Source organism: Citreicoccus inhibens (assembly GCF_019039035.1).
GTDB classification, from domain to species: domain Bacteria; phylum Myxococcota; class Myxococcia; order Myxococcales; family Myxococcaceae; genus Citreicoccus; species Citreicoccus inhibens.
In genome coordinates this window covers 1-14,265 of sequence record NZ_JAHNZT010000016.1, presented here as the reverse complement: position 1 = coordinate 14,265, position 14,265 = coordinate 1, and the positions used below count along the sequence as shown (strand labels likewise).

16 protein-coding genes are annotated in these 14,265 nt (G+C 69.9%); 10 read left to right on the top strand and 6 right to left on the bottom strand.

The window, feature by feature from the left end; all coding sequences use genetic code 11:
- The first annotated feature begins 142 nt into the window (after window positions 1-142).
- On the top strand, window positions 143-1,486 hold the full coding sequence (locus KRR26_RS19590; RefSeq protein WP_328707172.1) for a S28 family serine protease: 1,344 nt from the start codon (window positions 143-145) through the stop codon (window positions 1,484-1,486).
- Between the two features lie 64 nt (window positions 1,487-1,550).
- Here the strand turns inward: KRR26_RS19590 and KRR26_RS19585 are convergent, their stop codons facing one another.
- Complete coding sequence (locus KRR26_RS19585; protein ID WP_217080528.1) at window positions 1,551-2,588, bottom strand: agmatinase family protein; 1,038 nt, start codon at window positions 2,586-2,588, stop codon at window positions 1,551-1,553.
- A gap of 69 nt (window positions 2,589-2,657) precedes the next feature.
- Entirely contained in the window at window positions 2,658-3,608 is a 951-nt protein-coding gene (locus KRR26_RS19580; protein ID WP_217080527.1) for an MBL fold metallo-hydrolase, read from the bottom strand.
- An 83-nt stretch (window positions 3,609-3,691) separates the two neighbouring features.
- Between KRR26_RS19580 and KRR26_RS19575 the strand changes: the two genes are divergently transcribed.
- The 4 genes from KRR26_RS19575 to KRR26_RS19560 all read left to right on the top strand — a co-directional run bounded on the left by KRR26_RS19575 (window position 3,692) and on the right by KRR26_RS19560 (window position 7,122).
- Complete coding sequence (locus tag KRR26_RS19575) at window positions 3,692-4,576, top strand: LysR family transcriptional regulator (RefSeq protein ID WP_120203456.1); 885 nt, start codon at window positions 3,692-3,694, stop codon at window positions 4,574-4,576.
- A 44-nt stretch (window positions 4,577-4,620) separates the two neighbouring features.
- Window positions 4,621-5,424 carry an arylamine N-acetyltransferase family protein gene (locus KRR26_RS19570; protein ID WP_217080526.1) on the top strand — a complete coding sequence of 268 codons (804 nt, stop codon included), beginning with the start codon at window positions 4,621-4,623 and terminating at the stop codon, window positions 5,422-5,424.
- A 115-nt stretch (window positions 5,425-5,539) separates the two neighbouring features.
- A complete protein-coding gene (locus KRR26_RS19565; RefSeq protein ID WP_120203459.1) occupies window positions 5,540-6,739 on the top strand; it encodes a cyclic nucleotide-binding domain-containing protein in 1,200 nt (399 codons plus the stop codon).
- Window positions 6,736-7,122: an MmcQ/YjbR family DNA-binding protein gene (locus KRR26_RS19560; protein WP_120203461.1), complete on the top strand. Its 387-nt coding sequence runs from the start codon at window positions 6,736-6,738 to the stop codon at window positions 7,120-7,122. The genes KRR26_RS19565 and KRR26_RS19560 overlap by 4 nt, the downstream gene beginning before the upstream one ends.
- Window positions 7,123-7,131: 9 nt before the next feature.
- Here KRR26_RS19560 and KRR26_RS19555 read toward each other — a convergent pair whose 3' ends face one another.
- On the bottom strand, window positions 7,132-8,121 hold the full coding sequence (locus KRR26_RS19555; protein ID WP_217080525.1) for an NAD(P)H-quinone oxidoreductase: 990 nt from the start codon (window positions 8,119-8,121) through the stop codon (window positions 7,132-7,134).
- 119 nt (window positions 8,122-8,240) lie between these two features.
- Between KRR26_RS19555 and KRR26_RS19550 the strand changes: the two genes are divergently transcribed.
- Genes KRR26_RS19550 through KRR26_RS19540 form a run of 3 tightly spaced genes read left to right on the top strand, consistent with a single transcriptional unit; the run spans window position 8,241 to window position 10,269 of the window.
- The gene (locus tag KRR26_RS19550; RefSeq protein ID WP_120203464.1) at window positions 8,241-8,447 is read left to right on the top strand and encodes a DNA gyrase inhibitor YacG; all 207 of its coding nucleotides are present in this window, start codon (window positions 8,241-8,243) and stop codon (window positions 8,445-8,447) included.
- The gene (locus KRR26_RS19545) at window positions 8,444-9,175 is read left to right on the top strand and encodes a tyrosine-protein phosphatase (RefSeq protein WP_120203466.1); all 732 of its coding nucleotides are present in this window, start codon (window positions 8,444-8,446) and stop codon (window positions 9,173-9,175) included. Before KRR26_RS19550 ends, KRR26_RS19545 begins: the two co-directional genes overlap by 4 nt.
- Before the next feature lie 17 nt (window positions 9,176-9,192).
- Complete coding sequence (locus tag KRR26_RS19540; protein ID WP_120203467.1) at window positions 9,193-10,269, top strand: lysylphosphatidylglycerol synthase transmembrane domain-containing protein; 1,077 nt, start codon at window positions 9,193-9,195, stop codon at window positions 10,267-10,269.
- A gap of 4 nt (window positions 10,270-10,273) precedes the next feature.
- Here the strand turns inward: KRR26_RS19540 and KRR26_RS19535 are convergent, their stop codons facing one another.
- Window positions 10,274-10,741, bottom strand: a complete 468-nt coding sequence (locus KRR26_RS19535; RefSeq protein ID WP_120203469.1) for a hypothetical protein — start codon at window positions 10,739-10,741, stop codon at window positions 10,274-10,276.
- Between the two features lie 153 nt (window positions 10,742-10,894).
- Window positions 10,895-11,149: a ribbon-helix-helix domain-containing protein gene (locus KRR26_RS19530; RefSeq protein ID WP_120203470.1), complete on the bottom strand. Its 255-nt coding sequence runs from the start codon at window positions 11,147-11,149 to the stop codon at window positions 10,895-10,897.
- A gap of 371 nt (window positions 11,150-11,520) precedes the next feature.
- Here KRR26_RS19530 and KRR26_RS19525 point away from each other — a divergent pair, with 371 nt between their 5' ends.
- Window positions 11,521-12,096 carry a TMEM165/GDT1 family protein gene (locus tag KRR26_RS19525; protein WP_199723692.1) on the top strand — a complete coding sequence of 192 codons (576 nt, stop codon included), beginning with the start codon at window positions 11,521-11,523 and terminating at the stop codon, window positions 12,094-12,096.
- Between the two features lie 86 nt (window positions 12,097-12,182).
- Window positions 12,183-12,866 carry a glutathione S-transferase family protein gene (locus KRR26_RS19520; protein ID WP_120203472.1) on the top strand — a complete coding sequence of 228 codons (684 nt, stop codon included), beginning with the start codon at window positions 12,183-12,185 and terminating at the stop codon, window positions 12,864-12,866.
- Between the two features lie 68 nt (window positions 12,867-12,934).
- Here the strand turns inward: KRR26_RS19520 and KRR26_RS19515 are convergent.
- Window positions 12,935-14,265: glycoside hydrolase family 18 protein (locus KRR26_RS19515; protein ID WP_217080524.1), on the bottom strand; the 1,331-nt coding region annotated here is incomplete at its 5' end.

Below are 14,265 nucleotides of genomic sequence, written 5' to 3'. Positions count from 1 at the left end.
TATTGCAAACCCAAACAGCGGAGCGTGCATGAGTTCGTCAAGACGCGTTGGCTTGTCTCGGAGCCTGGGGTGGTTGGCCGCGGCCCTGGTGATGCAAGCCTGCGGCGGTCCTGTTCCAGAGGGGCCCGGAGCCCTTCCTGCCGTGCCGCCTGGCCAGGTCGCGGGGGCCTTGGAGGCCGGCGCGGACACCGAGGACATCCTCACTCGGCTCCAGGCCATCCCTGGGCTGACGGTGCTGGGAGAGGCGCCCTCGCCCATTCAAGGCACGCGCTTCTTCCGCCTCTCTTTCGAGCAGCCGGCGGATCACCGCACCCCGGGGGGAGAGCACTTCCAGCTGCGGGCCACGTTGCTGCATCGCTCCGTGTCCGCGCCCATGGTGGTGTACTCGGGCGGGTACAGTCTGAACGGGCGGCCCTCGCAGTACGAGCCCACCGCGTTGCTCGGGGCCAATCAGCTCTCGTTGGAGCACCGCTTCTTCGGTGCCTCTCGGCCGGCGTCCAATGACTGGAAGCTGCTCGACATCTGGCAGGCCGCGAGCGACTACCACCGCATCATCCAGGCCTTCAAGTCTGTCTATGCTGGCCATTGGCTGACGACGGGCGGCAGCAAGGGCGGCATGTCCGCCGTCTACCACCGCTATTACTTTCCGAATGACGTGGACGCCACCGTGGCCTACGTGGCGCCGAACACGCATGGCTTGGATGACGGGCGCTTCGTCCACTTCCTGGAGCGGGTGGGCGACGAGGCCTGCCGGGAGAAGCTGCGCGACTTCCAGCGAGACGCCTTGTCGCGCCGCGCGGAGCTGCTCCCCTTCATGGCGGAGACGGGGGACACCTACGGCGTGCTGGGCGTCGACCGGTCCCTGGAGTTCGGCATCGTCGAGACGCCCTTCTATTTCTGGCAGTACGGCACGCCGTCCTTGTGCGAGCAGATCCCCGCGCCCGGCGCTCCGGCGACCCAAGTCTTCGCCTTCCTCGATGACATCACCGGCATGGCGTCCACCTATGGGGATGCGTCGCTCGACTACTTCGCGGCCTACTACTACCAGTCCGCCACGGAGCTGGGCTGGAACCGCTACCCCACCCATCACCTGCATGGGTTGTTGCGGTACGCGCGTGAGGACGTGCCGTCCGCCTATCTCCCGTTCCCCGTGGAGAAGCGGTTCGATCGCGACCTGATGCTGCGCGTGGAGCACTGGGTCCGGCGGGAGGGGGAGCGGATGCTGTTCCTCTATGCGGACCGCGATCCCTGGTCCGCGGGCGCCTTCGACGTGCGGGAGCGCAATGACTCACTCCGCTTCACGGTGCCGAACGCCAACCACCTCACCGCGCAGATTGTCCGGCTGCCCGAGCCCGAGCGGACACTGGCCCTGACGCGCCTGTCCGCCTGGATGGGCGTCACGCCGCCGGCCGTTCAGGCGCGGACCCTGGCGCCCGAGGCCACTGGAGATTTCGCTCCCGTGGTCGAGGACCGCCCGAGGCTGTAGCGCGGTGAGCCGCCCCGGCGCTCGAGGGACAGGACTCCTGCTCGAGCGCCGGGCTGGCGCGTGACTAGCGCTGCTCGGACTTCAGCATCCAGCCGATCATCTTGTAGAGGAGCCGGGCGCCGACGTTCGCGTCCCACTCGCCGCCGTTCGGGTCCGGCGCCACTTCCACCAAGTCCAGGCCGATGATGGTCCGGCCCGAGCGGACGATGCCGGCGACGATGGCCACCGTCTCCGCGAAGGACAGGCCCCCCGGCACGGGCGTGCCGGTGTTCGGGCACAGCGTGGGGTCCAACCCGTCGATGTCGAACGACAGGTAGACCTGCTGGGGCAGCAGCTCCACCATCTGCTTCACCTGCTGGTTCCACGTCATGCCATCGAAGCGGTTCTGCTGGAGCGTGGCATCGAAGAAGCCGTGGATGCGGCCCTTCGAGTCCTCGATGTACTTGAACTCCTCCTGGCTCATGTCGCGCAGGCCCACCTGCACCAGCGTCTTCACGCCCGGCAGGTTGCGCGCCACGTTGTACATGATGGACGCGTGCGACCAGGTGAAGCCCTCATAGGCCACGCGCAGGTCGGCGTGCGCGTCCAGGTGCAGCACGCCCATTCCCGGGTACTTCTCCGCGTGGGCGCGGATGATGCCGTAGGAGACGGAGTGGTCGCCGCCCAGCACGCACACGCGCTTGCCTTCTTCCAGCCAACGCCTGGCCTCGGCGTAGACGGCGTCGTTCATCTTCTCGCAGAGCACGTTGACGTCGCGGGCGGCGGCCACGAGCTCGGCGTCACCGGAGTGGATGCCGCCCGCCTCGATGACGACCTCGGCGCGCGCCTTGGCCTCGGTGTTCCAGGCGCGCAGGTCCTCGGACTCGGGGAGCAGGGCGATGCCGCGCTCATAGGGGCGGCCCGTCTCCACGTCGAACAGGTCCACCTGGCGGCTCGCCTCCAGCACGGCCGAGGGGCCATCCGACGTGCCACCGCCGTAGCTGGTGGTGGCCTCGAAGGGGACGGGGATGACGACGACGTGGGCCTCCTCGGGCGTGTGAGGGAGGCCGAAGATGCCGGAGTCGGACTGCGCCGCGGCGCTGGGGTCGAAGTGGGTTGCCATGGCGGCGCAGGATAGAGGCCCCGCTCGGGCGCGCAATGGGGGTCGCGCGGGGAGCGTTGGCTTCGGGCTTCAGCGCTGGTGGCCCAGGCGCACGTTGATGGCGGGGTGCTCCTTCACCAGCGTGTGCAGTCGGCCCAGGCTGGCGACGCCGCGCGGCGCGTCCGCGGTGAACGAGCCCGGCTCCACCTCGTTGTCCCAGCCCCAGCGCGTGTGGCACGCATCACCGGTGAGCAGGACCGGGCCCTCGGTGGTGCGCACGAGGTAGGCCGTGGTGCCCGCCGTGTGGCCCGGCACCCAGATGGCCCACACCGAGCCGTCGCCGAACACATCCACCACGCCCTCGAAGCGGTGGTCGGCGTCCGGGTGGAAGGGCCACTCGTTGATGTCGCCCTTGCCGGCGAGCGCGCGGTCGACGGTCGGGGCCATGAGGGCGTTGAGCACGTTGCGGTCGGTGGCCTCACCCGGGCCGGTGTAGACGGGCGTCCCCGCGGGCACGTCCGCCATGCCCGTCACGTGGTCCAGGTGCAGGTGCGTGAGGAGCACGCCCTGGAGTGGCTCATTGGAGTGGGCCGCGAGGTAGTCCCCCAGCGGCTGGTGGAACTTCATCTTCTCCAGGTGCATCGCCGAGGAGATGAACCCGCGGATGGCCGCGGTGTCGGGCCGGTCGCGCAGGGCCTTCTCCACGCCGGTGTCCACGATGAAGAGGCCCTGGGTGGGGTGGTGCAGCGCGTGGAAATAGATCTGGATGGGCTCGTCCCCATCGGTGAGTCCCGCGGCCACCGCCTTGGGGTGCTTCAGGTTGATGAGGCCGTCGCGCGTGACGGCCCAGTCCGCCGAGTTGACGGTCTCCAGGACGACGGGGCCCGGCGTGTCGATCACCGCCAGCAATTCCCGGGAGGCGCGCGCCACGCCCAGGCCCGCCACGGAGCGCACCGGGTGGTGGGTGGGGGCGAAGCCGATAAGCACGGCGAGGGCCACGGCAATGACTGCGGCGGCGAGGATGGCGAGGGCGATGCGCATGGGATGTATCTCCTGAAGTGCCCCCAAGGTATCCATCCGCTCGTGGATTGAAAACAGCGAATCACGCATGATGCCATCCGAATATGGATATCCCCTGGGATGACGTCCGATTGTTCCTGGCCGTGGCGGAGGCCGGCAGCGTGAGTGGTGCGGCGCGCAAGCTGCGGCTCGGGCAGCCGACGGTGAGTCGCCGTCTGGCGGACCTGGAGTACGCGGTGGGGGAGGCGCTGTTTCGCCGGGGCGTCAGCGGCGCCACCTTGACGAGTGCCGGGGAGCGTTTGCTCGGGCCGGCGCGGCGGATGGCGGAGTGGGCCGGAGAGGTGAGCCGTGCCGCGGACACCGCGGACCGTGAGCCTCGCGGCGTCATCCGCATCACCTCCATGCCGTTCGTCGCCTTCGACTTCCTCGCGCCGTTCGCGGGGAAGCTCTTGCAGAAGCACCCCGGGATGCGCGTGGAGGTCCTCTCGTCGGTGACGCACCTGGACCTGGGACGCGGTGAGGCGGATCTCGCGCTGCGCTCACGGGCGCCCTCGCAAGCAGACCTCACCACGGTCCACACGGTGGAGGTGGAGAACGCGGTCTTCGTGTCACGGGCGCTCGCGCAGCGACTGCCGCGCAGGCCTCGACTCCAGGACCTGCCGTGGATCGCCTGGGCGCCGCCGTTCGAGGACGTGCCGCCGAACCCGCAGCTGGCGGCGCTCGTCCCTGGGTTCGAGCCCGTCTTCGCGTCGGATCAATTCCTCGTGCAACTCGCGGCGGCGGAGGCCGGGGTCGGGGCCATGGTGCTGCCGCGCCTCCGGCATGGCTTCGCGCGCACGTCCTCGCTCGTGCCGCTCCGCATCGACCTGGGGCCTCATCAGCGCGGCCCTCTATATGTGGTCTGCGCGAAATCCGCGCTCGACATTCCGCGCGTGCGTCGCGTCGCGGAACTCCTCGTTGAAGAACTGGAGCGCGCGCGGAAGGATTGAGGCGCGGCGCGGCCTGATGCCCACCGCTTGTCCGTGGAGTGTGAATGTCGCTGGAGGCATATCTGGAGCGGTTGGGCCATGTCGGGCCCGTGCGCGTCGACCTGGAGACGCTCGACAGCCTGCACCGAGCGCATGTGGGGACGCTCCCCTTCGAGAACCTGGACATCCACCTGGGGCTGCCCATCCGCGTGGACCTGCCGAGCGTCGAGGCGAAGCTCGTGGGCGCGCGCCGGGGGGGCTACTGTTTTGAACAGAACACCCTGTTCCACTCGGTATTGAGTCAGGTGGGCTTCCGCGTGCACCGGACGATCGGGCGGGTCATCTGGGGCCGGGAGCGCCCCGGGGCCCGCACGCACCAGGTCCTTCGGGTGGAGCTGGGCGGGCGCGAGTGGCTCGCGGATGTGGGCTTCGGGGGCAACGGGCTCATCAGCCCCATTCCGCTGGAGGTGGGCCGTGAGCACGAGGCCCATGGGGAGCGCTGGCGGCTGGTGGAGTCGCAGTGGGTGCCCGGCTACGAGCTGCACCTGCTCATCCAGGACGAGTGGAAGGCGATGTTCATCTTCGACCCGCGCGAGCCCGTGCTGGACCTGGACATCGAGTCGGGTAACCACTTCACCTCGACGTTCCCCGAATCCCACTTCGTGAAGTCGCGCGTGCTGGCCCGCTGCACGCCCGGCGTGCGGCGCACGATGCTCAACGCCGAGCTGAAGATCCGTCGCGGCGCCTCCGTGGAGGTGCGCCAGCTCCAGAGCGAGGCGGAGTACCGCGAGGTCCTCGAGCGCGAGTTCCTGCTCGTCCTCCCCGACGGCGCGCGCCTGCGACCGCTCCCGGAGCTCGCCCCCGGGTGATGTGCGTGGAGTGGGGGCGGAGTGCTAGCGTCTTGACTCGATTCCAGATTCATCGCAATTGACGGGAAGCCGAGGGCAGCCCTCGGATGACCCCAGGAAGATGGGGGGAAGCGACATGTCAGGCGTGGCGGACGTACTGGAGCCGGTGGAAAACCGGTCCGGGTCGACGGTGGAGGGGCCCTTGCAGGCGGTGCAGTCGCTGGTGGCGCACGATGACGCGGACAGGGCCGTGCAGCTCTACGAGGAGCTGGGCGCGGCACAGCGCGAGCGCCTGCTGCGCGAGGCCGCGCAGGGCTCGGTGGGGGATCGCCGGCGGCTGGTGGATGTGCTGCGGCGCGCGCATGACTTCTCGGGCGCGGCGCGGCTGTTGGATGGCAGCGGCGACGACGCGACCATCGCGGACCTCTACGCGCAGGGCGGGCAGTACGTGGCGGCGGCGGAGGCCTACCTGCGCAACGGCGACGTGGAGCGCGCGGCGGCGGCCTTCGAGCGCGCGGGCGCGCTGGAGCGGGCGCTGGAGGTGTACCGCGGCCTGGGCGTGCGCGACTCCATGGCGCAGTGTCTGGTGCGGCTGGGGCGCCCCTTCGAGGCGGCGGCCATCTACCGGGAGCTGGGCCAGGCGCACGCGGAGGTGGAGGCGCTGGGGGGCGTGCGCTCGGACGATGCGCGCTTCGTCGAGGGCGTGCTGCGCATCTGCAAGCTCCTGGACGCGGAGGGCTTCACGCACCGGGCGCTCGCGGTGCTGGCGGATGCGCTGAGCAACTCGGAGGTGGCTCGGGCCGACCCCGCGCTGATGACGGAGAAGGCCCGGCTCCTGCGCCGCATGGGCATGGACGCCGAGGCCGAGGCGGTGCTCGCGCGGCTCAACGCGGGGACCGCCGTGCCGGCGGGCAACGGCTACCGCTACCTCAAGGCCATCCCCATCTTCGGAGACCTGTCCCTGGAGGACATGAAGGACCTGTATCGGCTGGCGCGTCAGGTCGTCATCGCGCCGGGCGCGGTGCTGCTGGAGAAGGGCGCGGCCGGCGTGGGCCTCTTCGTGCTGATGGAGGGCACCGTGGAGGTCTTCAGCGGGCCCGAGGCGGATGCCCGGCACCTGAACACCTTGGGCCCTGGCGCGCACCTGGGGGAGATCTCCCTGGTGCAGGAGGGGCCGGTGTCCGCGCACGTTCGGGCGCGCACGTCGGTGCGCGCGCTGCGAATCACCCGGGCGGGCTTCCAGCACTACCTGGACACGCACGACGCGGCGGCGCTGCGCATCTACAAGCTCTTCACGCACACGCTCGCGTCGCGGGTCCGGGCGTTGAGCTCGTGAGCGCGGCGAAGTCAGCGAGGGCTCGGAGGCGGGGGCTCACCGTGGAGGACGTGCGGGCGCTCGCGCTCGCGCTGCCCGAGGCGACGGAGCGCCCATCCTACGGGACGCCTGGGTTCCGGGTCAGCGACACGCTGTTCGCGCGGGTGCTCGATGAAGAGTCCATCGTCCTCAAGGTGGACTTCGATCACCGCGAGGCGCTGCTTCGAGACAAGCCGGACGCGTTCGCGGTGACGCCGCACTACCAGGACTACCCCATGGTCATCGTGCGGCTGGCCCACGTGGGGCGTCCGCTCCTGCGCGCGCTCTTGACCGAGGCGTGGCGGCGGTGTGCGTCGCCTCGGCTCTTGGGGACGAAGCCCGCGCGCCAGCGCAGCGCGCGCTGAGCGCCTGCGTCACTCCCAGGTCACGACGAGCTTGCCCACCGAGTCGTTGCTGGCGAGCCGCGTCGCGGCGGCGCGGATGTCCCGCATGGGCAGCACCGCGTCCACCACGGGCTTGAGGGCCCCCGAGCGAAAGAGGGGCACGAGGTGGCGCTCCGCGCTCTGGGTCAGCGCCATCTTCTCCTCGGGCGGACGGCTGCGCAGCACGGTGCCGGTGATGTTCAGGCGCTTGCCCAGCACCATGCCCAGGTCCAACTCGGTGGTGCTGCCCGCCACGAGCCCGACGAGCAGCAGGCGTCCCCGCTGCGCCAGCGCACTGAGCGACTCCGGGACGTAGTCACCGCCCACCAGCTCCAGGCACAGGTCCGCGCCGCGCCCCTCTGTCTCCTCGCGGACCGCGTGCGCGAACCGGGGCGGCGAGTCCTCGCAGAGCAGGGTGCGCGTGACGCCCCACTCGGCGGCCCGCGCGAGCTTCGCCGCGCTGCGGCCCGTGCCCACCACGCGCGCGCCCGAGGCTCGGCACAGCTGCGCCGCCGCCGAGCCCACCCCGCTGGCCACCGCGTTGATGAGGACCGTCTCCCCGGCGCACAGGCCGCCCTGGAGCACCAGCGCGTCATACGCGGTGAGGTACGCCTCGGGCAGGGCCGCGGCCTCCGCGAAGCTGAGCCCCGTGGGCATGTGCAGGGCCTCGCGCTCCCGCGTCGTCAGAGACTCGCTCCACGCCCCACCGCCGACCAGGCCCATGACCCGATCTCCGACCCGGAAGCGGCGCGTGCCGGGGCCCACCGCCTCGACCTCGCCCGCGTACTCCAATCCGGGGACGTCTGGAGGCACATCGGGTGGGGCAGGGTAGACGCCGAGCGTCTGGAGCAGATCCGCCCGGTTGAGCGCGCTGGCGCGCACGCGCACGAGAATCTCGCCGGGGCCGGGCTCAGGACGGGGACGCTCGTCGAAGGAGAGGACATCGGGGCCACCGGGTTCGGTGATGCGCACGACCTGCATGGGGGGCACGCCTCCCGAGGGCCCGGGCTCCCAGGAGGGCAGCCGCTGGGGTTCCTCGCCCTGGCACGAAACGTCCTGGCTCGGCGGAGCGTCAAGGCTTATCTAGAACACCGTCCACCATGTCGCTGCCCAACTGCCCCATCTGCAAGAAGCCCGTCGCTCCTCGCGCGGAGAACCCCGCGTTCCCCTTCTGCTCGCGCCGCTGTCGCGCGGTGGACCTGGGCCGCTGGCTCGGCGAGGAATACCGCATGCCCGAGCGCCACACCGAGGAGCGGGAGGACGAACTTCCTCCCGACGGGTTCCCAGGGCGGGGCGGGGACGCGTGAGCGGCTTCGTCGATCTGCACTGCCACCTCATTCCTGGCGTGGACGACGGCGCGCGGACGCTGGACGACGCGCTGGAGATGGCGCGCGCGCTCGTGGACCTCGGCTTCCAGACGGTGGCGCCCAGCCCTCACGCGCGGCCCGAGTACGCCCCGCCCGAGGTCGTCGCAGACAAGCTCGCCGAGCTGCGCGCGGCCCTCGACGCGGCCCGCATCCCCCTCACCCTGGGGCAGAACGCGGAGAACTTCCTGGACGAGGACTTCGTGCGCGCTCTGGGCACGCCGCGCGCGCGAATGCTCGGCGCCGGGCGTCACGTGCTGGTGGAGGTGCCGTACACCTCACCCGTGCCCGCGCTGCCAGACGTTCTGTTCCGCATCCGGACCCGTGGCGTCACGCCCGTCATCGCTCACCCGGAGCGTTGCCTGGAGTTCGAGCGGAAGGGCCGCGCCGCGGAGGTGGTGCGGGCCGGCGCGCTGCTCCAGTTGGACGTGGGGGCGCTCACCGGGCGCTACGGTCCCCAGGCGCGCAAGCTGGCGCGAGCCTTCCTGGATGAGGGGCTCTACTCGGTGGGAGCGACGGATCTGCACAGCCCCGTGGGTGCGCGCGAGTGGGTGGGCGCGGCGCTGGCCGAGCTGCGGGGGCGGGCAGGGGAGCAGGCCGTCGTTCAGCTCATGCGCGAGCACCCCGCTCGTCTGCTGGCGGGAGAGTCGCTGGAGTCTGGCGGGGAGTGACGCTATACCCGCCCGCCGTGAAACGAGCCGTCAAGCTGTTGGCCAGTGTGCTGGTCACCGTCGCCTTCATGTGGTGGGCCTTTCGCCGGACCGATTGGGCGGCCCAGTTCGCCAGCCTGAAGTCGGCGAACTACCTGTGGCTGCTGCCCTATTTCGTCTGCTTGACGCTCATCCACATCTTCCGCACCCTGCGGTGGGGCTCGCTCCTGTCGGGCATGGAGCGCGTCCCCTTCCGGCAGTTGAACGAGGCCTCGGGCATCGGGTTCATGATGCTGCTGGTCCTCCCGTTCCGGCTCGGTGAGTTCGCCCGGCCGTTCCTCATCGCCCAGCGCAGCTCCATCCGGCGCAGCGCGGCGATGACCTCCGTGGTGCTGGAGCGCATCGTGGATGGCCTCTTCGTCGCGGCCTCCATGCGCATCCTCCTGTTCTTCGTCCCCACGGAGACCGCCGAGGTCCGCTACGTGAAGCTGGGCTCGTGGCTGATGTTCGCGGTGTTTGGCGGTGGACTCCTGTTCCTGCTCTTCGGGCTGTGGCAGCAGGAGCGCACCGTGCGGTTGATCCGCGCCACGGTGGGCCGCGTGGCGCCGGGTGTGGCCGACAAGGTCGCGGACATCGTGGACACGTTCGTGGGCGCCATGCGCCAGCTGCCGGACGCGAAGCAGCTTGTCGCCTTCTTCGCCTACACGGCGGCGTACTGGGGCATCAACGGCGTGGGCATGATGATGCTGGCGCGCGCCTTTGACTGCTCGGGCGCGGCGGCCGGGGCCGTGTGCCAGCCGCTCACGTTGACGCTGTTCCAGTCATACGTGGTGCTGTGCGTGCTGGTGGTGGGCCTGATGATTCCCGCGGCCCCCGGCATGCTGGGCACCTTCCAGGCGGCGACGCTGGTGGGCCTGAGCCTCTTCCTGCCGCCCGCGGTGGTGAACGCGGGCGGGCTGGCATACGCCAACGTGCTGTGGCTCGCGCAGACCGTGCAGACGGTGGGCTTTGGCCTGCTGCTGATGTCGCTGGGCCACCTGTCCTTCCGGGAGATCGCCGGGAAGATGGGGCCCGATGGCGGGCCGGCCTCGTCGTCGCCCTCGTCCGCGGCGTAGCGGGCTACGGCGTAGGGGCGGGCGCCTGCGCCTCGGCGGGCTTGGGCGTCTCCTCGGGTGTCACCAGTCGCTTGGAGCGGGTGCTGAGCGTCGCGGGGTCGATGTTGCCCTTGATGGTGCCGAAGGGCGTGTCGATCTCCTGCTGATGCGCGGACTTGCCAGCCAGTCCCGGGGGCAAGCACTGCGCGCGGACGGTGTCGCGCACGCTGATGACGGGGGTGTTCAGGGCTGCGCGTTCTTCAGTGACGGACTTGCCGACGAGCTTGTCGTCGCGCATGAGCACGCAGCGATCCTCGCCGTAGTACCAGGCGGCCCATCCCTCCGCGAACGGCTCGGCTTGGGTGGGCCCACGTCCCATGGTCTCGGCGACCTGCGCGGCCGTCATTCCGGGATAGAGCTTGTCGAATCCGCCGGCTGAGGCACAGCCCATCAGGGCCAGCGCGCAGACGGTGGTGAGTCGCGGGGTGCGCATGGGGGGCTCCGGAGGCAGGGGTGGAACCCTCCCATCCTACGCGCCCCGCCCGATGCGCCTCCAGCCAGCGACCTTCAGTGCTTCACTGCGCCTGTTCAAGCCAGCGCAGCAGGGCCTCGCCGATGGACGCGGGTGCGCTCGACGAGGAGGCCGTCACGACTCACCTTCGGGGCGCTCGGGCATCCGTCCATATTTGGACAACAGGTCCTCCACGGCCTCACGCAGATACTCGCTCTGGTGGATGCGCGTGCGCCGCGCCAACTCACGCAGCTTCTGGACCTGCTCCTCCGGCACGAGCACGTGGGTGGAGACGACGTCGGCATCGGGCCCGCGGACGGCGACCGACTCCGCCGTGGACGGCGAAGACGGAGCTTCGGGGCTCAGCGGGTTGGCGCTTCCATCCTGCATCGGGGCTTCCTCCACTCGGGGTTGCTACAGGCCGCTACCGACCTGACCCGGGCATTAGGGGGGCACCCCGGCACGCCGTCAAAAAAAGGGCCGGGCCTCCGCCGCGCCGCTGGCTCGCTCGAGTGCGTGCTTCGCGTTGACGCGGGGGCGGGGGGACTGCTACGTGCCTCTTCACGCAAGGGGAGTAGTTCACGCCGGAGTCATCGGCGTCGGGACGCTCGACACACTGGCTGGTGACAGCCCGGGCCCCCACCTCGCAGCTCGCGAGGCGAACGAGACCTTCGGACAGGAAGACACCTTCCTGGCCGAGGTCCGTCGTGCGCTCATCCCGCCCCCACGAACCCAGGCCAGGACTCAACCGTGGAGTCGTGATGGTACTGGAATCAATCGTCAGCTCGTTCGTGTTGGTCGCCGCCAGTGAGATGGGGGACAAGACGCAGTTGCTCGCGTTCTCCCTGGCGTCACGCTTCCGCCGCCCGTGGGTGGTGCTGGCGGGAATCTTCGTGGCCACGGTGGCCAATCACGCGTTGGCCTCCACCGTGGGCGCGTGGGTGTCCTCGCACGTGCCGGCGCGCATCATGGCCCTGATCCTGGGCGTGCTCTTCATCGGGTTCGGACTCTGGACGCTCAAGCCCGACACGCTGGATGACGAGGGCGAGAAGGCGTCGCGCTTCGGTCCCTTCCTCACGACGGTGGTGCTCTTCTTCCTCGCGGAGATGGGGGACAAGACGCAGTTCGCCACCATGGCCGTGGCCGCGCGCTACCAGATGCCGGTGGCGGTGACGCTCGGCACCACCGCGGGGATGATGGTGTCGGACGGGCTCGCGGTGTTCCTGGGTGAGAAGCTCGCCGGGCGCGTGCAGATGAGCTGGGTGCGGTGGGTGGCCGCCGCGCTCTTCTTCATCTTCGGCGCGGTGTCCCTGTGGACCGCCTGGCGCGCGAGCTAGTCGCGCGTCGTGCCCGAGGCGCGGTTGCCGCATAATGCCGCGCCGTCCACGCCCCGGTGCGGGGCCCTGCTGGGAGTCACCAACGCATGTATGACTTGTACGTCGCCAACAAGAACTACTCGTCGTGGTCCCTGCGTCCGTGGGTCTTGATGAAGGAGCTGGGCATCCCCTTCACCGAGCATCTCATCAAGCTCGGGCAGGGGGACGCGGTGATGCGCACGATTTCCCCGTCGGGGCGCGTGCCCTTGCTCAAGGAGGGGGACACGCGGGTCTGGGACTCGCTGGCCATCACCGAGTATCTGTCCGAGCGTCATCCGGGCGTGTGGCCGGACGAGGCCCGGGCCCGTGCGTGGGCGCGCTCGGCCGCCGCGGAGATGCACTCGGGCTTCGGCGTGCTGCGGGAGCGCTGCACGATGAACTGCGGCATCCGCGTGCGCTTGCATGAGATGCCCCCGGAGCTCATCCGCGACATCGCCCGCGTGTCGGAGCTGTGGAACCAGGGGCTGGCCCAGTTCGGGGGGCCGTTCCTCGCGGGCAAGCGCTTCACGGCGGTGGACGCGTTCTTCGCGCCCGTCGCGTTCCGCGTGCAGACCTATGGGCTGGTCCTCGACGGCGCGGCGGCCGAGTACGGGCCGCGTCTGCTGGCGCTTCCGTCGATGCGGAGCTGGTACGCGGACGGGCTGAAGGAGACGTGGCGCGAGCCTGGCCACGAGGAAGAGGCCCAGCACGCCGGCACCTGGTTGGAGGACCTCCGGGCCAAGGCGAGCTGAGCCTCGAGTGGGCGCCGGTCGCCTTGAAGAGGCTGCCGGCGCCGCGAGCTTCGGGGGCTCGGTGTCGCTCAGTGCAGGCGCTGGTACAGCACGTCCACCAGCGAGCCGTCGTCGCCGCTCAGCTCCCAGAACATGGCGCCGCCCAAGCCCTTGCCGATGATGTAGTCGGCCTTGGCGTTGAGGGTCTGGGCGTCGTCGTAGGAGATCCAGATCTTCGCGGACGGGTTGTAGACGTAGGCCTGCTTGCTCTCCGGATGGGTGTACTTGGTGTAGCCGGAGCCAGCGCGCTCATAGTTGGCCTTGAGGTCCTTGTAGTCGAACACGCCCGTGAGTCCGGACTGGCCATCATCCCAGGTGCCCTTGGTGGGCGTGCCTGTCTGGAACAGGCCGTTGTTGACGTTGGGCACGTTGCCCCAGCCGCGGCCGTAGAAGGGGATGCCCAGGACAATCTTGGATGGCGAGACGCCCAGCTCCAGCATCTTCGCCACCGTGGCGTCCGTGTAGAAGCCGGTGCCGGCCATGGGGTCGCCCGTCACGCGGTAGAGCGGCGAGTGGAAGTTCACCGTGCTCTCGAAGGCCCCGTGGTAGTCGTAGCTCATCACGTTGATCCAATCGAGGACGTCGGACAGCGCCTTCGTCTCCTGCTTGTTCATGAGGAGATCCGGTGACGCGCCCGTGGCGATGGTGAGCAGGTAGGGCTTGCCCGTCTGCGCCGTCACCGCGTTGAGCTGGCTGCGGAACTCGGACATCAGCAGCGTGTAGTTCTGCTTGTCCGCCGGGCTGTTGGTGTTGCCCTCCAACCCGCCGCCCACGGGGTACTCCCAGTCGATGTCGATGCCGTCGAAGACGCCCGCGCCGTTCGCCGCGTCCACGCCCGGGAACTGGCCCTTGATGAACAGGTCGACGCAGGACTTCACGAACGCCGTGCGAGACGCCGCCGACGCCGCCACCTGCGAGAAGTACTTGGACCACGTCCATCCGCCGATGGAGATGATGAACTTGAGGCTCGTCTGCTTCTTCTTCAGCTCCTTGAACGCGCGGAAGTTGCCGCGCAGCTGGCCCGCGTCCCACTCCCCCGGCCACCCGCCCGCCTTGTCGATGTCCGCGTACGAATCCCCGAGGACGCACTTGCCGTCCGCGGAGATGTTGGAGAACGCGTAGTTGATGTGCGTCACCTTGGCCGCCGGCACGTTGCCGACCTGGTAGTTGCGGCCGTAGATGCCCCAGGCGGTGAAGTACGCGACGATGCGCTTGCCCGTGGGGTCTCCTCCGGGGATGGCGACGCTCACAGTGACGGTCTGCGAGCCCACGTTGCCGGCCTTGTCATAGGCCTTCACCACGTAGGTGTACGTGCCGTTCTGCGCCGCGCCGGAGAACGTGCGCGTGTAGCTGGTGCTGG